The 25,808-nt window shown below is 70.8% G+C and carries 20 protein-coding genes; 7 read left to right on the top strand and 13 right to left on the bottom strand.

From position 1 onward, the window contains the following. Positions 1 to 31 precede the first annotated feature (31 nt). Entirely contained in the window at positions 32 to 2,452 is a 2,421-nt protein-coding gene (locus ACFYYB_RS22555; RefSeq protein WP_389437029.1) for an FtsX-like permease family protein, read from the top strand. Between the two features lie 160 nt (positions 2,453 to 2,612). On the opposite strand, the gene ACFYYB_RS22550 is transcribed toward ACFYYB_RS22555, so the two are convergent. After that, positions 2,613 to 3,569, bottom strand: a complete 957-nt coding sequence (locus ACFYYB_RS22550) for a hypothetical protein (protein ID WP_389437028.1) — start codon at positions 3,567 to 3,569, stop codon at positions 2,613 to 2,615. A gap of 383 nt (positions 3,570 to 3,952) precedes the next feature. Beyond that, complete coding sequence (locus ACFYYB_RS22545) at positions 3,953 to 4,546, bottom strand: hypothetical protein (protein ID WP_389437027.1); 594 nt, start codon at positions 4,544 to 4,546, stop codon at positions 3,953 to 3,955. 62 nt (positions 4,547 to 4,608) lie between these two features. Here ACFYYB_RS22545 and ACFYYB_RS22540 point away from each other — a divergent pair, with 62 nt between their 5' ends. Together ACFYYB_RS22540 and ACFYYB_RS22535 are read left to right on the top strand one after the other, a co-directional pair. Next, a complete protein-coding gene (locus ACFYYB_RS22540) occupies positions 4,609 to 6,702 on the top strand; it encodes a bifunctional polysaccharide deacetylase/glycosyltransferase family 2 protein (RefSeq protein ID WP_389437238.1) in 2,094 nt (697 codons plus the stop codon). Next, the gene (locus tag ACFYYB_RS22535) at positions 6,699 to 7,976 is read left to right on the top strand and encodes an acyltransferase (RefSeq protein ID WP_389437026.1); all 1,278 of its coding nucleotides are present in this window, start codon (positions 6,699 to 6,701) and stop codon (positions 7,974 to 7,976) included. The genes ACFYYB_RS22540 and ACFYYB_RS22535 overlap by 4 nt, the downstream gene beginning before the upstream one ends. A 52-nt stretch (positions 7,977 to 8,028) precedes the next feature. Here ACFYYB_RS22535 and ACFYYB_RS22530 read toward each other — a convergent pair whose 3' ends face one another. The 4 genes from ACFYYB_RS22530 to ACFYYB_RS22515 form a co-directional block, all read right to left on the bottom strand. Beyond that, positions 8,029 to 8,631 (bottom strand): TIGR03086 family metal-binding protein, encoded by a 603-nt coding sequence (locus ACFYYB_RS22530; protein ID WP_389437025.1) that lies wholly within the window; start codon positions 8,629 to 8,631, stop codon positions 8,029 to 8,031. 31 nt (positions 8,632 to 8,662) lie between these two features. Continuing rightward, on the bottom strand, positions 8,663 to 10,684 hold the full coding sequence (locus ACFYYB_RS22525; protein WP_389437024.1) for a calcium-binding protein: 2,022 nt from the start codon (positions 10,682 to 10,684) through the stop codon (positions 8,663 to 8,665). A gap of 291 nt (positions 10,685 to 10,975) precedes the next feature. Continuing rightward, positions 10,976 to 11,380, bottom strand: coding sequence for an FKBP-type peptidyl-prolyl cis-trans isomerase (locus ACFYYB_RS22520; protein ID WP_389437023.1), 405 nt, complete (start codon positions 11,378 to 11,380; stop codon positions 10,976 to 10,978). 191 nt (positions 11,381 to 11,571) lie between these two features. Continuing rightward, a complete protein-coding gene (locus ACFYYB_RS22515) occupies positions 11,572 to 13,593 on the bottom strand; it encodes an ATP-binding cassette domain-containing protein (RefSeq protein WP_389437022.1) in 2,022 nt (673 codons plus the stop codon). Between the two features lie 454 nt (positions 13,594 to 14,047). Between ACFYYB_RS22515 and ACFYYB_RS22510 the strand changes: the two genes are divergently transcribed. After that, the gene (locus ACFYYB_RS22510) at positions 14,048 to 14,170 is read left to right on the top strand and encodes a hypothetical protein (RefSeq protein WP_389437021.1); all 123 of its coding nucleotides are present in this window, start codon (positions 14,048 to 14,050) and stop codon (positions 14,168 to 14,170) included. On the opposite strand, the gene ACFYYB_RS22505 is transcribed toward ACFYYB_RS22510, so the two are convergent. Beyond that, on the bottom strand, positions 14,160 to 15,395 hold the full coding sequence (locus ACFYYB_RS22505) for a methyltransferase domain-containing protein (protein WP_389437020.1): 1,236 nt from the start codon (positions 15,393 to 15,395) through the stop codon (positions 14,160 to 14,162). The genes ACFYYB_RS22510 and ACFYYB_RS22505 overlap by 11 nt on opposite strands. Positions 15,396 to 16,039: 644 nt before the next feature. On the opposite strand from ACFYYB_RS22505, the gene ACFYYB_RS22500 reads away from it, so the two are divergent. Continuing rightward, positions 16,040 to 16,459, top strand: a complete 420-nt coding sequence (locus tag ACFYYB_RS22500) for a molybdopterin-binding protein (RefSeq protein WP_389437018.1) — start codon at positions 16,040 to 16,042, stop codon at positions 16,457 to 16,459. A gap of 77 nt (positions 16,460 to 16,536) precedes the next feature. Here the strand turns inward: ACFYYB_RS22500 and ACFYYB_RS22495 are convergent, their stop codons facing one another. From ACFYYB_RS22495 to ACFYYB_RS22475, 5 genes are all read right to left on the bottom strand, one after another. Beyond that, a complete protein-coding gene (locus ACFYYB_RS22495; RefSeq protein WP_389437017.1) occupies positions 16,537 to 17,313 on the bottom strand; it encodes a class I SAM-dependent methyltransferase in 777 nt (258 codons plus the stop codon). 465 nt (positions 17,314 to 17,778) lie between these two features. Further along, positions 17,779 to 18,288 (bottom strand): DUF2199 domain-containing protein, encoded by a 510-nt coding sequence (locus ACFYYB_RS22490; RefSeq protein ID WP_389437016.1) that lies wholly within the window; start codon positions 18,286 to 18,288, stop codon positions 17,779 to 17,781. Positions 18,289 to 18,435: 147 nt separating this feature from the next. Continuing rightward, complete coding sequence (locus tag ACFYYB_RS22485) at positions 18,436 to 18,822, bottom strand: excalibur calcium-binding domain-containing protein (protein ID WP_389437015.1); 387 nt, start codon at positions 18,820 to 18,822, stop codon at positions 18,436 to 18,438. Positions 18,823 to 18,826: 4 nt separating this feature from the next. Further along, on the bottom strand, positions 18,827 to 20,404 hold the full coding sequence (locus ACFYYB_RS22480) for a prepilin-type N-terminal cleavage/methylation domain-containing protein (RefSeq protein WP_389437014.1): 1,578 nt from the start codon (positions 20,402 to 20,404) through the stop codon (positions 18,827 to 18,829). A 68-nt stretch (positions 20,405 to 20,472) separates the two neighbouring features. Then, positions 20,473 to 21,069, bottom strand: a complete 597-nt coding sequence (locus tag ACFYYB_RS22475; RefSeq protein ID WP_389437013.1) for a hypothetical protein — start codon at positions 21,067 to 21,069, stop codon at positions 20,473 to 20,475. 417 nt (positions 21,070 to 21,486) lie between these two features. Here ACFYYB_RS22475 and ACFYYB_RS22470 point away from each other — a divergent pair, with 417 nt between their 5' ends. Together ACFYYB_RS22470 and ACFYYB_RS22465 are read left to right on the top strand one after the other, a co-directional pair. Further along, complete coding sequence (locus ACFYYB_RS22470; RefSeq protein ID WP_389437011.1) at positions 21,487 to 22,632, top strand: hypothetical protein; 1,146 nt, start codon at positions 21,487 to 21,489, stop codon at positions 22,630 to 22,632. Between the two features lie 434 nt (positions 22,633 to 23,066). Continuing rightward, positions 23,067 to 24,959, top strand: coding sequence for an FG-GAP-like repeat-containing protein (locus ACFYYB_RS22465; RefSeq protein WP_389437010.1), 1,893 nt, complete (start codon positions 23,067 to 23,069; stop codon positions 24,957 to 24,959). Positions 24,960 to 25,114: 155 nt separating this feature from the next. Here the strand turns inward: ACFYYB_RS22465 and ACFYYB_RS22460 are convergent, their stop codons facing one another. Continuing rightward, positions 25,115 to 25,672, bottom strand: coding sequence for a PadR family transcriptional regulator (locus tag ACFYYB_RS22460; RefSeq protein WP_389437008.1), 558 nt, complete (start codon positions 25,670 to 25,672; stop codon positions 25,115 to 25,117). Positions 25,673 to 25,808: the final 136 nt, after the last annotated feature.

The raw sequence follows: 25,808 nt of genomic DNA, 5'->3' as shown, positions 1-25,808 counted from the left end.
TGGCCGGCGGCGGGGAGGAGCCCTGGGACGCGTGGTGCGGGCCGGGGTGGGGCGGCGGCGTGCGCAGACCGCCGTGATGGTCCTGACGACGCTCGTCTCGGTCGCCGCTTCGGTGCTCGCCCTCGGACTGCTGGTGGCCTCGCAGGCACCCTTCGACCGGGCCTTCGCCCGGCAGCAAGGGGCGCACCTCACCGTGCAGTTCGACGGTTCCGTGGTGACCGCAGGGCAGCTGGCGGACACCGCCCGGCTCTCCGGGGTCGCGGCCGCGACGGGGCCGTTCGCCGTGGCCTCCGTACGCTTCCTGCCGACGGGCGGTGGTACGCCGCCCGGCTTCCGGCCGCCGCCGCTGACCGTGGCGGGACGGCCGTCGGCCGGGGGCGAGGTGGACCGCGCGGCGCTGGTGGAGGGCCGGTGGGCCGAAGCGCCCGGCGAGATCGTGCTGGAGGCCGGCTCGCGGCAGCCGGGGATGCGGCCCGGGACGCGCTTGGAGACCAGCGGGACGGGCGGGACCGGGGGCAACGGGGGGACCGGGAGCGCTACCGGGACCGGGAGCGCCGCCGGGACGGTGGGGGCCGACGTCCCCGGCGGCGCCACGCTCACGGTCGTCGGCATCGCCGAGTCGGTCGGCGAGAGCGCCGACGCCTGGGTCGTGCCCGCCCAACTGGACGGCCTCGCCGGGGAGCGGGCCGGCTACCAGATGCTGTACCGGCTCACCGACGCCGGGACCGCCGCCGCCGTCGGGGGCGTACGCGATTCCATCGCCGCGGCGCTGGCGCCGGGTGCCGTCACCGGCGCCCAGTCCTACCTCGACGTGCGCCGGGCCGCCCAGGAGAACACGGCCGCCTACATCCCCTTCGTGACCGCCTTCGCGGTGCTCGGCCTGGCCATGTCGATCCTGGTGATCGGCATCGTGGTGAGCGGGGCGGTCGGCGCCGCGACCCGCCGGATCGGCATCCTGAAGGCCCTCGGCTTCACTCCGCTCCAGGTGGGCCGGGCGTACGTGGCCCAGGCGCTGATCCCGGCCGCGGCGGGCGCCGTACCGGGCGTGGCCCTGGGCAACGCCCTCGCCGTACCGCTGATGGCGGAGGTGGCCCGGACGTACGGGACCGGGTCGGTGCTGATCCCGGTCTGGGTGAACCTCGCGGTACCGGCCGGCGCCCTGGCACTGGTGGCGGCCACGGCTTCGGTGCCCGCGCTGCGGGCCGCCGGGCTGCGGACCGCGCAGGTCATCGGCATGGGCCGGGGCGCCGGGGGCGGTCGGGGGCGCCGGGTGCGCAACCTGCTCGGCCGGCTGCCCTTGCCGCGTGCGGTCAGCCTCGGGCTGGCGAGCCCGTTCGCCCGCCCGGCCCGCTCGGCGACGATGGCGGCGGCGGTCGCCTTCGGCGCGCTCGCGGTGACCTTCGCGGTGGGTCTGGGCAGCACGCTCGTCGCGGTCCAGCAGGACGGGGACCCGGACCGGGGCGGCGACGTGACGGTCCGTACGCTGGCCCGGCCCGACGGCGAGGGCCCGGCGAGCACGCCCCCGCCCCCCGCCGACCCCGCGGCGGTCGCCGGGGTGATCGGAGCCCGGCCCGGGACCGCGTCCTCGTACCGGACCGCCAGGACCCAGGTGTCGGTGGCGGGCCTGAAGGGCGGCGCCCCCCTGGTGGCGTACGAGGGCGAGGCGCCCGGCGCCGACCACACGATGGTGTCCGGCCGCTGGTTCGCGGCCCGGGGCGAGGCGGTCGCGGCCACCCGGTTCCTGCAGGTCGCGGGTGTGGCGGTGGGGGACACCGTGGTCCTGTCCGAGCAGGGGCGCACCGTCCGGCTGCGGATCGTCGGGGAGGTGTTCGACCTCGGAGACCAGGGGATGGCGCTGCGTACGGGCACGGATTCGGTCGCGGACCTGGGAAGCCCGTACCTGCCGAGCGACTTCAGCGTGCGCCTCGCCCCCGGGACGGATGCCGGGAGCTACGTCGATTCCCTGAACGCCGCGCTGAAGCCGCTCGGCGCGCGGGCGGAGGCGGCCGGGCCGGGCAAGTCGAGCGTGATCCGCGCGATGCAGGCCCTGATCGGGATGCTCACGCTGATGCTCGTGGCCGTGGCCTGCCTGGGGGTGCTCAACACCGTCGTGCTGGACACCCGGGACCGCGTGCGCGACCTCGGAGTGTTCAAGGCGCTGGGGATGACGCCCCGGCAGACGGTCGCCCAGGTCCTCACCTCGGTGGGCGCGATCGGCCTGGCCGCGGGGGCGGCCGGCGTACCGCTCGGGGTGGCGCTGCACGGCTGGGTGATGCCGGAGATGGGCCGGGCCGTCGGCACCACGATCCCTCCGGCGGACGTGGACGTGTACGGCCCCGTACTGCTGGGCGCGCTGACGCTGGCCGGGGTGCTGATCGCGGTGTCGGGTGCGCTGCTGCCGGCCGGGTGGGCGGCGCGGACGCGGACGGCGCGGGCTCTGCGGGCGGAGTGAGACGGGCGGGCCGCGGCCCTACCGGGTCGGGTCTTGGCCGAAACCTGTCGGTCCGACAGGAGCGGTGCGGCCCCGCCGACTTGGACCTGGGGCCGGGGCGGCGGGGCTCTTCCCGTACGCGGTTCTCGTCTGCGGTTCCCGTGGGCGGAGGAGCCGGGGGTCAGGACTTCGGCACGGTGTTGATGAAGTTGGTTCCGGCGCTGTAGAAGCCGGCGACGGTCTTCTGGACATCCGCATGGGAAACGGCCTCACCGGCCTTGTAGTAGAACCAGTTGACCTTCATGTTCCACGTGCGTGAACCGCCGGTGAAGGGGAGGTCGATGAACCAGTTGCTGAAATGCATGTCCATCTTCTCGCGCGGGACGTATTTGCCGGAACTGGTGAACAGATTCTTGCCGTCCAGTGAATAGGTCACTTTCCCGTCCATGAATGTGACCATCATGATGTGCCAGCCCCCCAGGCGCTGCTTCTTCAGCGCGTGGGTGACCCGGTCCGGCGGATCGGCCTTGAACCAGCTCGTGGTGTCGAGCTGCGGGCCCGGGGCGCCCCAGCCGCCGTTCGGCAGGTACTCGTAGTCGAGCTCGCTGTAGTTCGCCGAGGAGTCCGCGGCCGATATCGGGAAGAAGGTCTCGACGACGTGGTCTCCGCCCCGGCCGGCGGCGGGCTTGTCGCTCAGGTAGACCCGGGCGGCGAATGTTCCCGTGAAGAGCGGGGTGCCGGTGGTCTGCACCTCGACCTGCCGCGTTCCCTGCTTGGTGCCGTCGGTGGAGGACTGCAGCTGCAGGACCCTGCCTCCCTGGGCGGTCGAGTCGGAGGGGAAGCTCGCACCGGCGGCGGACCAGGTGTCCTTGATCCCCGGGCCGCCGCCACCGGTACGGACCTCCCAGCCGTGCTCGCCGAGCGAGGGGTCGTCGGGGCCGCTGTACCGGAAGTCGTCGAACAGGGTTCCCGGCGGTCCGGACGGCGTCGGTGAGGCGCTGGGGGTGCGTGCGCCGGATCCGGCGGCGGATCCGGCGAGGGTGCTTCCGCCGGAGCACGCGGCGAGTGCGCACAGGAGGACGGGCAGCGTGAGCGCGGTCCACGCGCGGCGACGAGGGGTGCGGCGGGGCTGACTCACACGGGCTCCTTGGGGCGTACAAAAGATCAGCGGATCAGTGACTGATCGCACGAGAGGGTCATCCTAAGGTTCGCGATGGCCTCTGTTTCCCCGGCCGTATAGGTGCCGACGATTGTCGGGCAATCGCGCATGCGGGCCTACTTGCCGGTACGGCCAATTGGTATTCCAATCCGATTACGGCACCGGAGCAGAACGCTCCAAAACCGCACATCGGGCCCAAGTCGGTTTGGCCCGGTGCACTAGCGTTCGCCCTGCCATCCAACGGTCTACGTACCCTGCAATGAAAGGCCCCGCAAGGTGCGCTCAGTCAACGGTTCCCTTGATCGCGGATCGGCGTACCCCACGCAGCCTGAAATGTCCGGATCGGACGTCGAGGAGCCCGCTCAGACGCCGGTCTTCGTCGACCAGTCGGGCCTGCGCGGCCGTCTGCTGCGGGGCCTCGGCTGGCCGGTTTCGGTCGTCGGCGCGGTGCTGGCGGTCGCCATGGGCAGCAGCCTGATCGGCATACAGGCGGACGCCCCGACGATGGGGATCCCCACACAGCCCTCACGGCAACCCGCGGCACTGCCCTCGGCCGTACCGCCGCCGTCCCCCGGCTCGTCGGCAGTGCCGTCGGCGTCGCCCGGGCCGTCCTCGCCGCGGCCGGCCTCACCGTCCGCTACACCCCGGCCGAAGCCCTCGGCCACGCCGTCGAAGCCGGTGGTCACCCCACCGAAGCCGTCGGCCGCCCCGTCGAAGTCCGCGCCCGCCAAACCGAAACCCCCGGGGGCCAAGCCGAAGCCCACGGCCACCGGCCCCAAGCCCATGGCCACCACCCCGGACGCCCCGGCCACCGTGGCGCCGCCCGGGGCGAGCCCGGCGGGCCGCCCGGTCAACACCCCCTGATCTTCAGCCTGATCCTCTGCTTGATCTTCTGCCTGATCCCCCGCCTGGTCTTCTGCCTGACCGTCCGCACCACCCATCTCCAGGAGCGTCATTGTCCCGCCATCAGCGCCGCCGGCAGTCCCTGCTCAGGCCGCGCCGACTGGCCGCGCCGCCGCTGCGCTTCTTCATGCCGCTGTCGCTGCTGGCGTGCCTGCTCGCGCTTCTCGTCCTGCGCGGCCTCGCCACCAACGAGGCCTTCCACGACGACCGGATCGCGATCTCGGTCGACAAGACGACCGTGCCGAACAACCTGCTCAAGGGTGGTCCGGTCATCGACGCGCGCGGCAGCAAGAACGAGAAGCCCGTGAGCTATCACATCCCGGACCGCACCGCGGTCCTGAGCTTCGACGACGGCCCCTCGCCGCAGTGGACTCCGAAGATCCTGGACGTGCTCGCGGACCGTGACGTCCGCGCGGACTTCTTCGTGACCGGTGCCATGACCACCCGCAACCCGGAGCTGATCCGGCAGATCGTCGCGGGCGGCCACGAGCTCGGCGTGCACACCTTCACCCACCCCGACCTGGTGTACCAGTCCAAGACCCGGATCAGCTGGGAGCTGGCGCAGACGCAGCTCGCGCTGGCCGGCGTCGCCGGCGTGCACAGCGCGCTGTTCCGCCCGCCGTACTCCTCCGACGCCACGGCGATGGACGACTGGAACTACCCGGTGATCAAGTACGTCGGCGCACGCGGCTACCTCACCGCGTTCATCGACCGGGACACCGACGACTGGAAGCGCCCCGGTGTCGAGGAGATCGTCAAGGCGGCGATGCCGTCCAAGCCCGGCGCGGGCGCGCTCATCCTGCTGCACGACGCGGGTGGCGACCGTACCCAGACCATCGCCGCGCTCGAGCAGATCATCGACAAGCTGAAGGCCCAGGGCTACCGCTTCACCACCATCTCCGACGCGCTCGGCGCCTCCAGCGCCACCGTGCCGGTGACCGGGTACCAGCTGTGGGCGGGCAAGGGCTACATCTGGGCCACCCAGTTCGCCGTGCACACCCTGCCGGTGCTGGTCGGGCTGCTGGCCCTCGTGGGCTTCCTCAACTTCGGCCGGTTCGGCCTGATGCTCGTGCTCGCACCGCTCCACGCCCGCCGCGCCAAGAAACGCGACGCCTGGGGACCGCCCGTCACCGGGACGGTCACCGTGCTGGTCCCGGCGTACAACGAGCGCGAGTGCATAGCCAACACTCTCAACTCCCTGGCCGTCAGCGATCATCCGATCGAGGTGATCGTCATCGACGACGGCTCCTCGGACGGCACCGCGGACATCGTCGAGGCGATGAACCTGCCGTTCGTCCGCCTGATCCGCCAGGCCAACGGCGGCAAGTCCAGCGCCCTCAACACCGGTATCGCGGCCGCCTCCCACGAGATCATCGTGATGATGGACGGGGACACCGTCTTCGAACCGTCCACCGTGCGCGAGCTGGTCCAGCCCTTCGGCGACGAGGCGATCGGCGCGGTCGCGGGCAACGCCAAGGTCGGCAACCGCGACAGCCTGATCGGCGCCTGGCAGCACATCGAGTACGTCCTCGGCCACAACCTGGACCGCCGGATGTACGACATGCTGAACGTCATCCAGACCATCCCCGGCGCCGTCGGCGCCTTCCGCAAGGAGGCCCTGCGGCGGGTCGGCGGGATGAGCGAGGACACCCTCGCCGAGGACACCGACATCACCATCGCGGTGCTCTGCGACGGCTGGCGGATCGTCTACGCCGAGCACGCCCGCGCCTGGACCGAGGCACCCGTCAGCCTCCAGCAGCTCTGGTCCCAGCGGTACCGCTGGAGCTACGGCAGCATGCAGGCGATGTGGAAGCACCGCCACGCGGTGACCTCCAGCGGCCCGGCCAAGCGCTTCGGCCGGATCGGGCTGCCGCTCGTCGTGCTGTTCGGCGTGGTCGCCCCGCTGCTGGCGCCGCTGGTCGACATGTTCCTGCTGTACGGCGTGTTCTTCGGGGACGCGGGCATCACCCTCGCCAGCTGGGGCGGCTTCATCCTGCTCCAGGCGGCACTGTCCTGGTACGCCTTCCACCTGGACGGCGAGAAGCCCTGGTACCTGATCAGCCTGCCGATCCAGCAGCTGGTCTACCGGCAGCTGATGTACATCGTCCTGCTGCAGTCCGCGATCACGGCGATGACCGGTGGCCGCCTGCGCTGGCAGAAGCTCCGGCGCACCGGTGAGGTCGCCGTACCCGTGGAGGTCCGACCGTGAGCGCGTACACCGACCCCGGGCGCATCCGGGACACGGTCCAGCTGAGGGTCCTCACCCTTCCGCTCCAGGGGCCGGGTGCGGATCCGGCGCCGGATCCCGATCCGGATGTCACCGCGGATCCGGCCCCGCGCAAGGGCGGCCGGGACCGTTACCTCGACCTGCTGCGCGCACTGGCCCTCGTGCGCGTGATCTTCTACCACAACTTCGGCTGGTTCTGGCTGCCCCTCCTCTTTCCGTCGATGGGCGTGATGTTCGCGCTGGCCGGCTCGCTGATGGCCCGCTCGCTCAGCCGTCCCGCCCTCGGCGTGATCCGCGGCCGACTGCGCCGCCTGCTGCCGCCGATGTGGCTGTTCGGCGCGGTCCTGATCGCCCTCCAGCTCCTCGACGGCTGGGGCCCCGACTCCGACGGCCACCCCACCTGGTGGTGGGCCAAGATGGCGTTCTGGATCCTGCCGCTGAGCACCCCGCCGTACGCGGAATCCCTGCCCGGTCTCGGGCTGACGGAGGGCGGCTGGGCCCTGCAGGTCACCGTCCCGCTCTGGTACCTCCGGGCGTACCTGTGGTACGTGCTGCTCTCCCCGCTGATGCTCCGGGCGCTGCGCAGGCTTCCGTGGGTGACGCTGTTCAGCCCCCTGGCGGTGCTGATCGTCATGAACTCGTTCTTCCCCGACCAGGAGTTCGTCTACGGCCGGGTCTGGGAGACCGCCAACGACTTCGCCATGTTCGGCTCCTGCTGGATCCTCGGCATGGCCCATCAGGAGGGGCTGCTCAAGAGGATCCCGCAGTACGTCCTGCCGTCCATCGCACCGCTGGTCATGGTGGCCGGCCTCTGGTACCTGCAGACCCGGCCGGTCGACCCGACCGTGCCGACCGACATCGAGGCCTGGCCGATCGCCCAGGCCCTGTGGTCCCTGGGCTTCGTCGCCATCCTGCTCCACGTCAGCCCGTCCTGGGACCAGTGGCCCAGAGTTCTGGAACGCTGGAACGGCTTGGTCAGCCTGCTCAACTCGCGCGCGGTCAGCGTCTACTTGTGGCACCAGGTGGCCCTGGTTGCCGCGATCCCGCTGATCGACCCGCTCTGGAGCGTCCCCTTCGTCTACGACAACCTCAAGTGGCTGCTGTCCAGCCAGTGGTTCACGCTGCTGGTGGCGATACCGCTGGTCGGTCTGCTGGTGCTGACCTTCGGCTGGGTCGAGGACGTGGCCGCCCGACGCCCGCCCCGGCTCCTGCCGTACCCGCGCCGCCGGCGGGGCAAGCGCCGGTCCGCCTACTGACGGGGGCCGCCGGGGCGGCCCCCGTCGCCGAACGCGTCACCTGGTCAGCCCGTCACCCCGTACCGCCCGGCCGGCGGCCCGGATCACGCCCGCTCAGCCCGACCGCCCGGTCGAGAAGCGGGGCGTCGTCCGGTACGGGGACGACGGGGCCGAAGATGCCCCCGCCGCCGCCCTCTTCCTCCGCCGTCGCCCGGAGGAACGCGTACGAGCTCCGCAGCGCGGCCTGATCGGGCGCGTACTCCTGGCCGGTGGCCCGCGCCAGGTCCCAGCCGTGGATGACCAGTTCGTTGACGGCCACCCGACCCGCGATCTCGCCCGGCAGGTTCACGCCGCCCGCACGGGTCATGCCGGTCCAGGCCTCCGGATCCCTCCAAGCCTCCGCCAACTCGGCGAGCACCCTGGGCAGTTCCTCCCGCCAGCCGGCGGGCAGGGCGAGTGCGGCCGTGCCGGGGGCCGTGTCCGTCGTGGGGCCCAGGTCCTTGCGGCCGGCGTCACGGAAGGCGACGGCCAGCCCCGTGACGTGGCCCAGCAGGTCGCGGACCGCGTACTCGGGGCAGGGCGTCGGGCCGGTGAGCAAGGCGTCCGGGACGCTCGCCGCGAGCCGGGCCACGATCCGGCACTGCGGTTCGAGGTCGATCATCGTCGTATCGGTCATCTGCCGCTCCTTCGGGGTGCGGTGCCAACGGTCAGGGGCAGCTGACGCGGGTGTCGCCCGGGTCGGTGGCGCAGGTGTCGGTTCCCATGCCGCCGTTGGCGGTGTCGTTGGCGCCGACGCCGTCCGTGGTGGTCAGACGGTCGTTGCCGTAGTAGCCCGTGAGGGTGTCGTTGCCCGGACCGCCGACCAGCGTGTCGTCGCCGAAGCCCCCGTCGATGTCGTCGTTGCCCGGGCCGCCGTGGACGGTGTCGTTGCCGTAGCTCGCGCGGACGGTGTCGTTGCCGCTGAGGCCGCAGATCACGTCGTTGGAGTAGCCGCCGTTCAGCGTGTCCGTACCGCTGGTGCCGATGATCGTGCAGCCGCGGGAGTTGTTCACCGAGGTCGACGCGCCCGCGCTGTTGTTGCCCGCGTTCGGGTCCTGGGTCGAGGCGGTGACGGAGGCGTCGTCCGTCAGGGTGCCCGTGGCACGCGGCTCGGCCGTCACCGTGACCGTGGCGCTCGCCCCCGGTGCGAGGCTGCCCAGAGCGCAGTTCGCCCCGGTCGCCGTGGTCGTGCAGGTGCCCTGGGAGGGAACGGCCGATAGGAGGGTGCCGCCGGCTCCCGAGAGCGTGTCGGTGAGGGTCACGCCCGTCGCGGTCACGGTGGACGTCGCGGCGCTGGAGACCCGCACCGTGTAGGAGGCCTGGTCGCCGATGCTCACGGTCGTCGTGCCGGTCTTCGTCACCGACAGGTCGGCCGTCGGGAGCGGAGGGGGAGTGCCGCCGCCCCCTTCGTAGCGGGCGATGCCGAAGGCCCCCAGCCCGGCCAGGCCCGCCGCCACGGTCTTCCCGTCGGGCTGCACGAGCAGGCCCCGGATCTCCTCCCCGCCCAGCATGCCGGTGTACACCCGGCCGTCACCGCCGCCGAAGCCGGTGTCCAAACTGCCGCCGGGCAGGTAGCGGGCGAGGGCGAAGTCGGAGGCCTCCTGGCTGTCCGGGTCGTCGGCCGTGCCGCCGACGAGGATCTTCCCGTCCTGCTGGAGCGCCATGTCGTACGCCACCGCCGTGCTGAGGGGCCAGACGGTGGTGACCTTGCCGCCGGTGCCGAAGGCGGGGTCGGGACTGCCGCCGGCGGTGAACCGGCCCAGTGCGAAACCGGTGTTGGTCGACCCGGCGGCGACGACCGCGCCGTCGGACTGGACCGCCACGGCCCGGCCGAAGTCCGTGCCGCCGAAGTCCGCGGTGGCCATGCCGTCGCCGCTGAAGGACGTGTCGAGGCTGCCGTCGGACAGGTAGCGGGCCACACCGAAGTCGAAGGCGGTACTGCCCACGTAGCCGACCGCGACGAACCTGCCGTCCGGCCGGAGCGCCAGGCCGGTGGCCTGGCCGCCCGCGTCCCCGGGGAAGGCGGGGGCGAAGCCCGCCACCACGGTGCCGTCCCCGCCGAAGGACGGGTCGGGACTGCCGTCCGGGTTGAGGCGGGCCAGCGCGAAGCCCGCCCCGCCGCTCAGGCCCACCGCGAGGATCTTTCCGTCCGGCTGGACGACCAGGTCGGCGGCGCCCGAGGCGCTGCCGAACGCGTCGACGCGCACGAGTCCGGCCGAGCCGAAGCCCTGGTCGGGCGAGCCGTCGGCGTTGTAGCGGGCGAGGGAGAAGAAGCAGCAGCCGCCGCCCTCGTCCGGGACCTCCGTACGGCCGGCCACCACGATCTTCCCGTCGGAGGGCTGTACCGCCACGGCCTCGGCTTGGTCGTCACCCCCGAAGTCGCTCGTCACCCGGCCGTCCCCGCCACCGAACCCGGTGTCGACACTGCCGTTGGCGTTGTACCGGATCAGCGCCATGTCGAAGGGGACGCCCGGCCCTGTCACCCGCCCGGCCACGACCAGCTTGCCGTCACCCTGCCGGGCGACGTCCAGACCCTCGGCGTAGTCCCAAGGCCCGCCGTCGTCGGGGAAGTACGTCTGCACCTTGCCGGAGCCGGCGAAGGCGGGGTCCAGGTCCCCCGGAGCCGCCAGCGCGGTGCCGGGCAGCGCGAGCACCAGCGCCAGGGCGGCAGCCGCCGAGGCCGCCACCACCCTGCCCGCCCGCCCTCCGGGCCGGCCGGGGCGGAGGAGATCTTCAGATGGTCTGGGGCAGGAGCGGGTCATGGGCGTACGGACCTCCGAGTCGCGTCGGCGCGAACGAGCAGGCAGCAGCTTCGTCCCGCCCGCGCGCGGTCCGCCCGAGGCGCGGTCCGCACTAAGCCCTCCGAGTCAGGGATCCACCCCTGCGGGCGAACTGAAGGGGGCCGCCCTCAGGGCCTAGGCCGTCTCTTTCGGATCTTGCCGGGCCCGCGGACTCGGCCGACAAGATCCGAAAGAGACGACCTAGCCCTTGCTCCACCCGGTCGTGCCGGAATAGCAGTCCAGCAGGTCCACCACGAAGACCAAGGTCGAGCCCGCCGGGATCAGCCGCGAGGGCGACTGGTTGCCGTAGCCGAGACGCGGGGGAACGACGATCTCGCGCCGACCGCCGACCCGCATCCCCTTCACCCCGCGGTCCCAGCCCTTGATGACCCGGCCGCCGCCCAAGGCGAACTTGAACGGCTCGCCCCGGTCCCAGGAGGCATCGAACTCCTTGCCGGACTCGAAGGTCACCCCGACGTAGTGGACCCTGACCACCATGCCCGACGTGACCTCGGGCCCGTCCCCGACGACCAGGTCCCGAATGGTCAGCTCGGCGGGAGCGGCACCCTCCGGAACCTCGACCTCGGGCTTCGTCAGCTCATTCATCGCAGCCTCACACTCTCCAACGGAAGCCCCGCACGGACCGGCCCGCACACAGGGACACAGGACACATGGACACCCCATGCGGCGGCTGTCCACGCTACCGACACCGCCGATCCCGGGAGTGCACGGGCGGGGCCCGGTCCGCGGCCGGGTGGACCGGCGGCCCGGGCGGGGCAACGGCTCAAGCATCCGCGTCACGACACCTCCTCCGCGTCGGCCGCGGCGGATTCCCCGCGCGGGCCGGGCAGGGTGTCGGCGAACGCGGCGGCCTGGATCCGGTACGCGGTCCGGAAGTCCCCCGTGCCCGTACCGGTGTTCTCGTCCATGAGCTCGGAAAAGGTCCCGGACTCGGCGAGTCGTCCGTCCTTCATGACGTGGATGACGTCCGCGTGCCGTACGGAGTGCAGGCGGTGGGTGATCAGTACGACGGTCTGGCCGGCCGCGGCCAGGGCCCGGATCCGGTCGAAGACGCGTTGTTCGGCGACGGCGTCGAGGGCGCTCGTCGGCTCGTCGACCACCAGGATCTGAGCGCGTTTGTACCAGGCGCGGGCGATCCCGACCATCTGCCACTCACCGCCGGAGGCTTCCTGGCCACCCCTGTAGCCGCGCCCGAGCAGAGTGGAGAGTTCGCGGCGCAGGCCGGCGATGAACCGGTCGGCGCCGGAGAACGCCGCGGCCTCCCGCACCGCCCGGTCGTCGATCGGGACGGTCGGATTTCCGATGCCGATGTTGACGCGGACGGTGAAGGGCCACCGGAAGAAGGACTGCGACATGAGCCCGACGCGGGCGAAGATCTGGCCGCGGTCGGCGGCGGCGGCGTCCACGTCGTCCCACCAGACCGTTCCTCCGCCCTGATCGGGCTGGTGGAGGCCGGCCAGGAGCTTGACGACCGTGGACTTGCCGGAGCCGTTCTCCCCGACCAGGGCGATGACCTTGCCCATGGGGAAGGCCATCGACACCTCCCGCAGCGTGGGGTCGGGCACGTGGCCCCCGCTGCCGGGATAGGTGAACGTGACCTTCTCGAACCGGACTTCCCGCACCCGCTCGGGCAGGTCCACACCGCTCTCGGGGATGGCCCGCGCCTTCGCCTCCGTGCACAGGCGCTCGAAGTCGGCGACGAACAGGGACTCCTGGTGCAGGTCGGCCATCTGCAGCACGAGACCGTCCAGGCTGGAGGACCCGGTGCGGATGGCCAGGACCGCGGTGCCCGCGACCGCGAGGTCCATCCGCCCGCTCCACAGCAGCAGCCCCAGCGCCCCGTACGTGAGCAGGGTGGCGACGCCGGACGCGCCGTCGGCGATCAGGCCGATCTTCGCCGCGTTGCGGGCCAGGCGGGTCTGCTCGCGCTCGCTCGTCTCGGCCATCTCCCGGAAGTGACCGAGGAGAAAGGGCCCGACCTCGTGGACACGGACCTCGGCGGCCGCCTCCCGCTGGGTCAGCAGCTGCCCCAGGAGGTGTCCGGCCCGTGCGTGCTGGACGAAGGCGTGGAAGGAGAGGTAGCGCTGCCGGGAGATCGTCAGGGACCGCCATCCGCTCGGCAGGGTCATCAGCACGAGCAGGGGCAGAAGTCCGAGGTGCAGCACGGTGAGCACACCGGCCGCGGCGACCAGGGAGATCCCGGAGTTCAACGTGTTGGTGCAGTACCGGATCATGCGCCGGGCGGAGTCGGCCCCGTAGCGGGCGGCGTCCAGCAGCCGGTGGAACTCGTCGTCCTCGATCGCCGCGAGCTCCACCCGGTGCACCAGCCCCAGGTACTGCTCGGTGGCGACCCGCTGCACTTTCGGCTCCAGCTCACCGGTGGCGGCCGTGGACGCGGACCGCAGCAGCGAACCGAGCAGCGCGGCGACGGCGACGACCGCCAGTGCCGGGAACGCGCTGCTCAGACGCTCGTTCGTGCCACCCCCGGCGAGTATGTGCCCCAGGACGGCATTGACCGCGACCAGCCCGGCCGCCTGCGCGATGCCGCGCCCCACCTCGGCGCCGAGTACGACGCGCAGGGCGCGCGCGTCGGCCAGGTGCGCGAGCCGCAGCCCCGTGCCGATCATCCGGGGTAAGCCCTTGGCCATGGCCCAAAGCCCCAGCTTGAGCCAGGCCCCCTCGTGCTGGTCCCAGCCGACGTCGTACGCGAGCTCCCCGCCGAACAGCAGCCGCTCGGAGTCCGACACCGAGGCGGCAGCGGGCGTCTCCTCCGCCGCCTGTTCCTTGGACCGGATCATTTCCCCACCTCCGCATCCGGTCGTGCGGTGCGGCGGACCCGGCCGACGGCGCCAAGCCGATGCCCGGAGGACGGCCGGGGGCGGCATTCGCTCTCGCGCTGTTCGATTGCGGGCCGGGTGGGCCGGGTGAGCCGAGGGACGGAGCTGGGATGCACGGGATCCTCCGGATGGGGGAGTCAGGGGTACGTATGCTCCAAGAACGGCCCGGATTCCGGCTCGTAACGGCCGATCCGGGGGCAGACCGTGAACGGATGTCCCAGTCTGGACGGTCGGTCAAGTGCCGGCCGGGCAGCGGGCACCGGCGATTGTTCGACCGGGCGGACCACCCTTTCGAGGCATTGCCGCCGCCCAGGCGCGGGCGGGCGGCGGGGCCGGGCCGCGGTCCCGGCGCTGAGAACGCCAAGTGCGCCCGGGTTCAGCCGACTCGGCGGCCGGCGGTTTCCCGTACTGGTGTGTGTCAGTGCTGTCCACCGTCGACCACAGGATCGACTACACCGACCCACAGCTGGTTCGGCTCGGAGACGGAGCGGGCATCGACCCCGTGATGGGGTTCCTGGGCGGCACGGTCATCCCGTGAGGATGGCGCGGGCGAGGAAGTACTGCTCGGCGTCGTCGTAGACCGTCAGCTTCCAGCCCGTGGCGTGCAGCGTCGGCCGGAGGTTGGGTTCGGCGAGCGGGTCGTCGGGGCTGACGGGGCGGCCGTGCCGGGCCGCCCGCTCGGCTCGGCCCGCCGGGTGGAACAGGAGGAGGGTGCCGTCGGCCGCGCTGACGCGTGCCCATTCGCGCAACGCGGCACGCGGGTGGGGCAGGTGGTCGAGGAGTCCCGCCGCGAAGATCCCGTGCACCGACGCCGAGGGCAGGGGGAGTTGGGTGCAATCCGCCAGGAGGAGTTGTCCCCAGCCGCCGCGGCCGATGCGGGCGGCCGAGGCGAGCATCGCGTGGGTGACGTCCACGCCGAGCACCGTTCCCTCGGCGCCGACCTGGGCGCGTAGGGCGGGCATGGCCCGTCCGGTGCCGCAGCCCAGATCGACCGCGGTCTGGCCGCGTTCCAGTGCCATGCGGGCGACCGCGGCATCGTAGGCCGGGGTCTGGTAGGCGAAGCGGTCCTCCCAGGAGCCGGCCCGCTGCGTGAAGAAGGCGCGGGTGGCGGTGTGCTCGGCGCGGCCTGCGGCAAGGTCGGTGAATCGTGCCAGCAGGCGCTCCCGCCACGTCTCCGGGACGGCGGACGCGCCCGGTTCCTCCGGGGCCGGTTCCCCTGCTCCGGAGTCGGGTTCGAGGGGGAACCGCAGGCCCCAGGCGCTACCGCCGATGCGGAACGCCTGGACGGCCTGGCGGTCGTCCGCGGCCAGGACCACCGCCTGCGCGGGGAGCTCGACGAGGTCGCCCTGCAGGTGCGGAACCCGGCTCTGCCCGGGTGCCCCGGCGAACAGCGGGTCGGAGGCGGCTGCGGGCGCGATCGCCAGCGGGCCCCAGCCGAGGTGCGCTTCCGGCGCGGAGACGGCGGTACCGCCGGCCGCCAGGGCCAGTCGCTGAGCGCCGTGGCCGACCCCGAGCACGGGAACCTCCGCCGCCAGCGCGCCGCGCAGCAGGGTGAGCTCGGCGCCCCTCGTCGTGGCGCCCTCCTGGGTGCGGGTGGTCGTGGGGTCGCCCGTCACCACCAGGGCGTCGACCCCGGCGAGGCCGTCCGGCAGGTCGCCCGCCCAGGCCTGGTGTACGCGCAGCTCCAGGCCGGCGGCTTCGATGGCGGCGGCGATGGTCTGGGGTGCAGCCCCAGGTGTGTGCTGCAGGACGACGACGGCCACCGGCAACTCCTTACGTGCAAGCTGTTGCGGCAGTCTTGAGCCGCACATGCGCAATGATGACGCGAATGGTGGCGCATATGCCAGACCCTGCGAGGGGTTCGCCTGCCGCCTGCCGCGCGCCGTCGGCGCGAACTCCATGGCATGACGGAGCCCCCGCCCGCCGAACACCGCGATCGGCAAGCAGGGGCTTCCTCCACCGCGCCCGCTGTGGCAGCGAGAGCCGCAAGCAGCCCAGGGGCGGGTGTTCGTGCCCAGTGAACCAACTGTCGACCGGGCAGGGCGACTGGTTCTGGATACGGAAACCGGCCACGCGGGCCGGTCTGAATGCAGTAAATCATCCAAGAGGCGAACGCGCCATAGTTGCCGGTATCTGCGAGCTGAAATTGTAAAAGTGTGCCGCAAATGCCGATTCTGGTGGATCGGGGTGGTGAGCGCCGTGCCCGGAGTGCGGGGCCCCATGGGGCACGGTCGAACGTCCCGAATGGTCGAGATGGTCGAATGGACGGAAAATGCCATGTCATACGGGTTGTTCGCCTAGCGGATGAGATAGGCGTCCAGCAGCGGGGGACCGCTGCGGATAGCGTGATCTTCGTGGCGGCCAACAGGTCGCTTTCCCCACCCATTCAAGGCGAGGCGCCAACTCCATGAGCCTGAGCATCCGTAACCAGATCCCCGGCACCATCACCTCCGTCACGGCCGGCGAGGCCATGTCCACGGTGAAGGTCCGCCTGGCCGGCGGTCAGGACATCACCGCCGCGATCACCACCGACGCCGTCAAGGACCTCGGCTTCGCCGAGGGCACCGCCGTCAAGGCGCTCGTGAAGTCCACCGAGGTCTCCCTCGCCACCGGTCCGGTCGAGGGCATCTCCATCCGCAACCAGATCGCGGGCACCGTCACCGACGTCGCGACCGGTGGCGCCATGGGCTCCGTCAAGGTCTCCGTCGAGGGTGGCGAGCTGACCGCCGCCATCACCAAGGACGCCGTCGAGGCCCTCGGCCTGGCCGCCGGATCCTCCGTCGTCGCGCTGATCAAGTCGACCGAGATCTCCCTCGCCACCGCCTGATCGCCCCCGCGTCACGCCCGAGGGCCCCACACCGGCCGGTGCGGGGCCCTCGGGCGTGGTCCTGGTCCTGTTCGTCGTCACGGATTCGCGCGCACGATGACCAACGAACCCTCGTACGTGGGCTGCGTGCGCAGGTGCCCGTAGCGCTCGTCCCAGGCCCCGGACTCCAGATCGCGGCGGAGCCGTTCGTCGAAGCGTTCGCGGACGCCGTCGTCGATGAAGCTCCATGCCGAGCAGGCCTGGCGGACCGCGGGGTCGAGGAGCATGTCCGGACGCCCGTAGTAGGCCTCGTTGAAACCGTCGGTGCAGTCCAGGGGGATCGGGACCGTCTGGATGGTGCCGGTTCCGCCGAGGGCGGCGGCCATGTCCTCGATGGGCGGGAAGCGGCGGGCTTCCGTGTCGAGGACCTCGGGGGCGTACTCGTACAGCCAGAAGTCGCGTACGAGCTTCGGGTCGCAGGTCAGGACGACCACCGGGCCGCGGGTGACGCGCCGCATCTCGCGCAGGCCGGCCGCGACGTCGCTCCACTGGTGCACGCTGAACAGCGTCATCGCCGCGTCGAACTCCCCGTCGGCGAACGGCAGGTCCTCCGCGACGGCGTCGACGGCGCGTGCGAGGCGGGCCGGACGCTGGGCGCGCATGGACTCGGAAGGCTCGACGGCGGTCACGGAGCGGGCGGCGCTCTCGTAGGAACCGGCGCCGGCACCGACGTTGAGGACGGCCTGCGCACCGGCGAGGGCCTCGGCGATGAACTGGGCTATCCGCGCGTCGGGTTGGCGGTAGGAGGCGTATTCGGCGCCGATGGTGCCGTAGTCGACATCGCCGGCGCCGCCGTCGCGGGTGCGCGTATTCATGGGTCCTTACCTCGCCTCGTGAGCAGGAACAGGGGGATGTGCCCGCCGCCCGCCGGAGGTACCGACGTCGCAGGGTGCGGGCGGGTGCGGTGCCGCTACGGCCGCTGCGACCAGAGCCGCGACCGTTCCCAGCCGGCGGCGTTAACCTCGCCGGGGCCGGGCGTCACGGGCCCGCGGATCCTGACCCGGCGGCCGTGCTCCGGCCCATCGCGTGCGGATCGCACACACCGTCCACCTGCTCCGAGCCCGCTGTCATCCTCGGCTCCTCCAGCTCATCCGGCCCCGGCAACCTCACGACACCATCTTGCATCCGCGAGGCTATCTTTGTGAATCAACTAGCAAATGCTTGTTGATTCGACCAGTGGGCTCCTAGGTGCGGTTTGGATGAACCGTGCCCGGTCTCGAGGCCGGCAGAGCGGCGCGCCGTCGGCGCGTCGCGTACTGGCGGGTCTGGTCCGCGGCCCGTCAGGCCGGATGCAGTACGGCCATGGCGATCTCGCGCACGCGGTCCCGCGTGATTCCGGTGCGCTGTTCGACGGCGAGCGGGTGGTCGGTGGGCTCCAACTGGATGAGGGGCCTCCTGCCGACCGGTCGGGTGTGGGCGTTGGTCTTCAGGTCGGTGGTGCTCTCCGAGTAGAGCGCGAGCTCGGTGCTGAGCCAGCCGAAGTACGGCTTCTCCGCCTCACGCCCCTCCGTGTTCCACACGTCGAGGGCACGGGAGAAGTTGTCCCTGCTCAGAGAGACCCAGACGCCCCACGAGAAGACGTCCTCACCGCCGATCACGGGTATCTCGATCAGGCCCCGGACGAAGAAGTGCTGTCCCTTGATCACGCACTGGTCGGACGACAGCGTGCTGTCCGGATCACTCTCGAAGGCGGGTTCCCAGACGTCAGGAGCCATGGCCGAGTAGCTCATGGGGAGTTCCGCGTGGTGGTCGCCGCAGCGTGAGCACCTGAAACCGAGACTGTTAGACATGGCGCGAGCCTAACGACCATCCGGGCGGGTGTTTCCCGCGGGCCGCTCTACGGCTACCGGCTCGCCGCCGCCATCGCGGCCGTCGCCCTCACGCACGCGGGCCCCTCCCGGAAGGACGAACGGGGAGGGGCCTTACGTCGATCGTTGCTACGTCGACGACGGGTCGACCGGCTCGGTGATCGGGGCACCGTCGAGATCGGTCATGAAGTCGCGGTGGACCGGCTTCTTGTCCGTCGGCTTGGGGAGGCTCGGGCACGCGATGCCGTCGCCGTCCCGGTCGAGTTCGTTCGGGTCGAGTGCGTCCGCCCGCAGCACCGCTTGCGCGTCGGCCTGGGCCTTGAACGCGTCGCAGTCGGCCACGTGCCCCTTGTTCACGTACGGAGCGACGTCGAACGTGTGCTTCGGGGCGTCATTGCCGGTGCACGCGGTCAATGTGATCGCCGCGATCACACCGATGGCCGCGATGGAGGTACGACGACCCGGTCGCAGCCGGTGATACCGGCCCTTGTGGTCGGTGCGTGACTGGTCTGCCATGGTCCTAGGCCGATCCCGTCCGGAACACCCTGACATTCCCGTTTGCCGGATCGAGTGCGTACAGCTTCGCCGTGGTGTTGTTCACGGCCAGCGAGCCGAATTGGTGAGGCCTGCCGAGTGGAGCCTGCGTCAGCATCGTGGTGCCGTCGGTCACCGCGAGGCCGCCCGGCGCGACGTCTGTCAATTGCTGTGAGACGAAGACCCTGTTGGAATTCTTCAGCACGGTGAGCTTGTGCGCCGGGTTCGCGGCGGCACCCGAGTTTCCGCAGGCCGGCGCCTGCGTCGTGACCGCGTTTCCCTGGATCAGGGTGATCAGGCCGCCGGACTGGCCGCATTCTCCTTCCCCCTTGGTGGTGGAAAAGGTGAAGACCGACGCTGCCGAGGCGTTGTAGACCGCGTAGAAAGGACTGGTATTCGTATCCGGGTGTTCGTTGATCTCCGTTGACTTGCCGTCGGTGAGGTTCAGGACGATCGTCGTCCCGACTGATTTCACCCCGACGGTACTCTTCGGGTCCTGAACGCACCTACTGGCAAGGAGATAGACGAAGTTGCGGTTCGGGTCGACGACCGTCACGCCCTTGACGGAGGTGGGCGAGAGGTGTCCGTAGCCGTTGGCCCTGGTGCAGGCCTTGGTCGGGAAGTCCGCTACGACCCTGACCTCATGGGTCTGCGTCGAGATGGCGAAGAGGCCGATGTTGGCGCTCGCGTTCTGGCCGGCTCCCTGCTTCGCGAAGTACACCGTGTGACGCGCGGCGTCAAAGGAGAAGTCCATGCCGGAGGCTGCGGACGCGAGGAGACCCCCGGCGGGCAGAGGGATCAGCGTCGCCGATGAGCTGCCGGCCGCGATATAGGCGACCGCCGGGGTGTTCGGGTTGGGACCACCGCCGACGTAGACGTCGCCGTTCTCGGGCGAGACGGCCAGGCCGCTGACGATCCCCGGGAAGTCGACGCGGGTCACTTGATCGCCATTGGCCGTGTCGATGATCGCGACGCTGTTCGTACCCCCGACGTAGACACGCCCCGTGCCGGAGTCGATCGCGATCCGGATCGGGTTCGACACCGCGCCGGAGACGTCGATCGGAGCACCGATCGCTTTGTCGGTCTTGCCGTCGATCACCGTCACGGTGTTGTCGGTGTCGGAAACGACGTACACGCGGTTGGTCTTCTCATCGACCGCGAGGTCCGTCGGACGCCGGCCCGCCGGGATCGGATCACCTGTGGGCTTCGACGGTGACAAGTCATACAGCGTGAACGACGACTTCGCGCCCCGCCCGCACTTGTTCTCCTCGCCGACCGCCACCATGTTGTAGGCCGGTTCGCCGGCCAGCAGCCCGTCGGTCTTCAGATCATCGATGGTCCCGTAGTGCCCGTGCTTCGCGCAGTAGGACTCTTCCGCTGTCCGCAGGGTAGCCGCGTCCGCGGCGACCGCGTTCCCGCGGCCCTTGTCGCCGATGCCCCTGACGGAGAACACCACGATGGCCGCGAGGACGCCCAGGATCACGATGACCACGAGCAACTCGATGAGTGTGAAGCCGTCTTCGCGTCTGGCGCGCAAGGGGAACAGACGATGGTCCGGTCTCATGACAGTCGGGGTTTCCTTCAATCGATGGGTCACGTCCAGCCCGAGCGGACGCGCGAGCCCTCGCCGCGTCACGGTGTTCCCCGTCGCACGGGCTTGACGTCCTTGGGTTCCGGCAGATCCGGGCATGCGATGCCCTTCCGTTCGCCGTCAAGGTGATTCGGGTCGGACGGCGCGAAGCGCAGGACGGCCTGCGCGTCCGCTTGGCTGGCGAAGTCCTGGCAGTCGTAGGCGTCGTTGCCGTGGCGCAGGAAGTAGCGAGCCTCGAAGGCTCGATCCGGCTGCGGGCAGAGTCCGCTACGGGCGTCGCCGGGACGGCACTTGAACTGCTGCGCGATCTGCGGAATCGGTTTGGCATCGCGCGGTTCCGGCAATCCGCGACACGCGACGCCGCCTCCGTCGTCAAGGTGATTCGGATCGCTGGGGTCGGCCCGCAACACGGCCTGGGCATCCGCCTGATTGGCGAAGTTGATGCAGTCGAAGGCGTCGCCGTGAGTGGCGTATTCCTCTGCGTCGAACGACTTGTTGTTCGGGCAGAGCACGGTGCGCGGGGTACCCGGCGTGCACCACTCGCGGTCGGGCCTCTGGGCTCGGGGAGCCGTATCCGACCCACCGCGTACGAACACCGCGACGCCCAGTGCCACTGCGACCACGGCGAGAACCAGCACACCCCGCCTGATCGCGCGCGAGCCCGACCATCTGCTCACCACTGCCATACCGCGCCTCTGCCCATCGTGCCGCCAGTCTCTTCTCTGCTTCCTGCAGCGGCCCGACGACACTCGCCCACCAGGCCCGTTGCAGTCTGGATACGTGCATTAGATCCACAGCAAGTGGAGTTGTCAGAGATTGACTACTGGAGCCCCACGTGAGCACCATCTAGGCGCGTGCGGCACCTTCATGCCGGAAACCTCGCAGATGCCCATGAGTTTCCGGCATTCGCCTGGACCCATCAGCAGGGTGACCGTCCGGCAGTCGCCGCGAGTCAGAACAACTAGGAGTAGCAGATGCAATCAAGGTTCAGCCGCGCTCGAAGCGGTCCGAACTCCGTCCGCACCGCGATGCGCCGGGTCCGGAACGCGTTCGCGGTGGGTGCCCTCGCGACGGCGCTGATCACCGCCGCGGCACCGGCAGCGTCCGCGACCACGGACTCGGAGGTCGGCGTCGCGAACAATATGTACCCCGCGTTGAAGGATCTGAGGACCTACATCGCGACCTACAAGTCGTTCACGCCGTTCGTGGCGAACCCCGCTTCGCAGATCGGCGGGTTCTGGAACAAGCCGGTGATCGATACGTCGACGATGCGGGGGATCACCTCGGGAAGCCTGCGTCAGCAGCTGAAGAGCGCCGGCCCCTACACCACCTGCAATCCCGCCGCCTCGAACAACTGCGTCAATGGGCCTTTGCACATCGATGCGTTCCTGTCGGCGGACGAGACCAACGTGGACGCGGTCATCCCGACCTCGGATGGCGGGACGTGCACGGCGAGCGGGTCCGTCGAGTGCAACGGCGATGTCAACAGCAAGCACCTCGTGGCCATAGGACGCCTGGCGATCTACAGCTGTAGCGGCAGCTGGGCGGGCTCGACCAAGGGTGACGACCCGTCCAACGCGGGAAGCCCCCCGCTGGCGTTGGGTTCGGACGTCAATGGCAGCGGCAACGGCAAGGCCCAGTCGCCTCGTTGTGATGCCTCGCCGATCTCCGGCGCTCCCACGACGATCTCCCAAGTGGTGAGCTGGCTGACGGGGAGCGGGAAGCGGATCGCGGTGGCCGACCCGGCTTCCGCACCGTTCGGTGCCGCGTCCAAGCAGGCTCTGGTGCAGGCCGGGTTCCCGTGGACCGACAGCGGAGCGGGTCAGAACGTGTTCCGGGGAAGCGCGTGTGACAGCGCGGGCGCGGCGTGCAAGGTGCGCCTGGAATCAGGGATCAGCCAGGTGCGCGGCGCGGTGACGGCGAACGCCGGCGGAAACACCCAGCTGGGTCTCGTCGCGAAGTCGAACGTCGTGAACGTGAGCTGGTCGTCGAGTTCGCTGAGCGGCACCACGGCCAATGACCCCAACACGTGGACCGAGCTCAATGCCAGCGCGTACTCCGGCTACGGGGACATCGAGCAGTACGGCGTCGCCCTGAGCGGTGGACACGCCGGCGCGGCGGCCATCTGGAGCGACCTGTTCACCAACGACTGGGACTTCGACGGCACCGTCCAGGGGACCCTCGCCGCCTACGGCTACTAGGCGATCCGGAACGCCGGGCAACGGACTGTCGGCGGGCGCGAGCAGCGCCCGCCGACAGTCCGGGCTCGGGGGATCCTCGGCGGCGGTCCCAGTGACCGCCGACGGCAGAACCGCCGGAGTGCGCGTCCCGGCAGACCGCATGAGGCGAATGGCTCGCTTTGCTACCCCGGTTGTCAATCACTGACTAGCGTCGTCGGTCACCCGACGCCATCCCGCCGTGAATTCCGGCCGGACCGATAGCGATCGGCACGGCATTTCGCCGATCGCCGATCGCCGGCCGTCAGGCCGAGCCGTGTAACCCATTCCCATTCATCAGGCCCTTAGGAGGGTCCTCACCCATGCATAGATCACCACGTCGCCACCTCACGTCGGCCGGCACCTCAGGCGCGGTCACGCGCAGGCGGTCACGCCGAATCCCGGCGCTCGTCTTCGCGGTGGCGACCGTCGTGATGGCCGCGACCCCGGCCTCGGCGACAGGCACCAACACGACCGGCTTCGCGACCGCGGCGAACCTCGACGACAACGGCCGCGGCAGCTCCGCCGTCGCGATCGGGGACCTCGACAACGACGGGACGCCGGACCTCGTGACGGCGATCCGCACCGAAGGCCTCGGTGTGTTCCTCGGGTCCGGCGGCGGCAGCTTCGGTGGTGTGACCAAGTACGCGGCGCCGCTGACCTCGACGAGCCGCTTCCTCAACTCGGCGGAGATCCGCGACGTCAACGGCGACGGCCACAAGGACGTCGTCAGCCAGGACGCGCGCGGCAACGTCGCTCTGGTCTGGCTCGGCGACGGTTCCGGTGCTCTCGGCGCCGGAGCGGTGGTGGAACTCAACCCGACGCCCGGGTGCGACACCACGGGCGACAACCCGTGTGTCGCGCGCTTCCCGTTCGGCGTCGCCGTGGGCGACTTCGACGAGGACGGCAAGCCGGACCTCGCGACCAACAACGCGAACACGAACAACGTCTCGGTCGTGCTCGGCAACGGCGACGGCACGTTCGGCGCCGCGACCGGATTCGGGCTGAACGGCGGCACCAACCCGCAGGGCGTCGCGGCTGCCGATCTCGACGGCGACGGACACCTGGATCTCGTCACGTCGAACGCATCGAGCGGGACCCTCTCCGTGCTGCCGGGTGACGGAGACGGGGGCTTCGGTACCGCGTCGAGCGTCGCGGCCGGCCTGACACTGGCGTCCAAGCTCAAGCTCGCCGACGTCAACGAGGACGGCAAGCCGGACGCCGTCCTCGTGGCACCCGGCACGCCGGGTCGCGTCGCCGTGCTGCTGGGCGATGGGACGGGCGGCTTCGGTACCGCGAACCCGCTGTCGGCGGGGTCGAACCTCACCTCCGCTTCGGTGTCCGACCTGAACGGCGACGGCCACGTCGACCTGGTCGTCTCCAGCTACGGCTCGAACGAGGTCGCGGTGTTCGAGGGCGACGGCACGGGTGCCTTCGGCAGCCCGCTCGCATTCGGGCTCAACGGTGGTACCAACCCGCAGGCCACCGCGGTGGCCGACCTCAACGGCGACGGGCGTCCCGACGTCGTCACCGCCAACAGCAACAGCTCGGCGACGTTCGTCAAGGACGCGTCGGTGCTGCTCAACGCGACGAACCGGACGCCGACGGCCGCCAACGACTCGTACGGCCACGTCGGGGCGGACACCCCGCTGGTCGTCGGCGCTCCCGGTGTGCTCGGCAACGACACGGACCCCGACGGCAACACGCTCACGGCGTCCCTCGTGACCGGCCCGACGCACGGCACCCTCACGCTCAACCCGGACGGCTCGTTCAGCTACCAGCCCACCAGCGCCTACACCGGAAGCGACAGCTTCACGTACAAGGCAACGGACGGCACGGTCGACTCCAACATCGCGACCGTGACGATCAACGTCTCGACCGGCTGCAACGGTCTCGCCGCCACGATCACCGGCAACGGGATCGTGAGCGGTACGAGCGGCTCCGACGTGATCGTGACCGGCAACGGGAACGACGCCGTCGCCGGGAACGGGGGCAACGACACGATCTGCACGTTCGGTGGCAACGACGCCGTGTCCGGCGGCAGCGGCAACGACTACCTCGACGGCGGTGACGGCAACGACGCCCTCAGCGGCGGCAGCGGCAACGACAGCGTCAAGGGCGGGGCCGGCGACGACGCGCTCTCCGGCGGCTCCGGCAACGACACCGTGGTCGGCGGCTCCGGCAGCGACATCCTCTCCGGCGGCAGCGACACGGACGTCTGCGCGGGCGACGCCAACGGCGGTCCGACGCTCCCGGGCACGGATTCGATCGCGTCCGGCGGCTCCTGCGAGACCGTGGTCGAGGTGCCGTAGCCGACGAGGCGTATTCTGCGGCTGACTAGCCAACTGGACGGCCAAGAGACGCTGACGTGCGTCGCGGGTGGGCTCGGTGATCGCGATCGATGCGATCGTCGGGCCCGTCTTGCCGCTCGGTACGCGCGCGTCATTCGGGTACCGCGAGCGTGAGGTCAGCTCGCCTTGGCGGCCGGCCGCGTCGAGTCGACGTTCACGGCGTCGAGGAGCTGGCGCGCGGCGTGGACGAGGTCCAGCCGCCAGGCGTAGATGGCACGGGTGACGTGATCGCCGGTGTGCTCCTTGACGCGCAGCGCCTCCTCGATCTCGTCGAGGACCACCCGTTGGCGCTCGACGAGGCGGGCCGGGCTGATGCCGCGGCGCTGGAGCAGGAGAAGTTTGCTCGTGAGGTCGGCGCGGATGTCGCGCAGGTGACCCACGGGTTCGCCGAGCCACCGGTTGACGATCGTCTTCGCCGAGCGGGTGGCGGCGTAGATCGTGCGCTGCGGTCCGCGATCGCTTTCCTCGGTGCCGACCGGTGTGATCAGTCCGCGCTCGACCAGCCGCGTGATCGACCTGTAGACCATGGGCCGGGAGATGTGCCAGAACTCACCCATGTCCGTGCCCTCTACGGTCAGGGCCGCGATGGCGAAGCCGTGGCTCGGTCGTTCGGCCACGAGGGCGAGCACGATCCACTCGGCCAGCGGCAGATCAGGGCGGTCGGGTTTCTCCATGGTGACCAGGTTACCAATCGGTCCGTCCAGGTGGTTGTGCGATGAACCAGGTTCCGACGCCCGTGCGGCCCGCGGCCCTGTAGGTAAACCCAGAAGCGCCGCCTCGGGTCCGCCGGTAGCCCATGGATGACTTCCG

Origin of the sequence: Streptomyces sp. NPDC002886, assembly GCF_042888445.1 — a bacterium.
In the GTDB taxonomy this organism is placed as follows: Bacteria; Actinomycetota; Actinomycetes; order Streptomycetales; family Streptomycetaceae; genus Streptomyces.
Note: the sequence above shows the minus strand (reverse complement) of the source record. Positions and strands in the feature narration are given on the sequence as shown.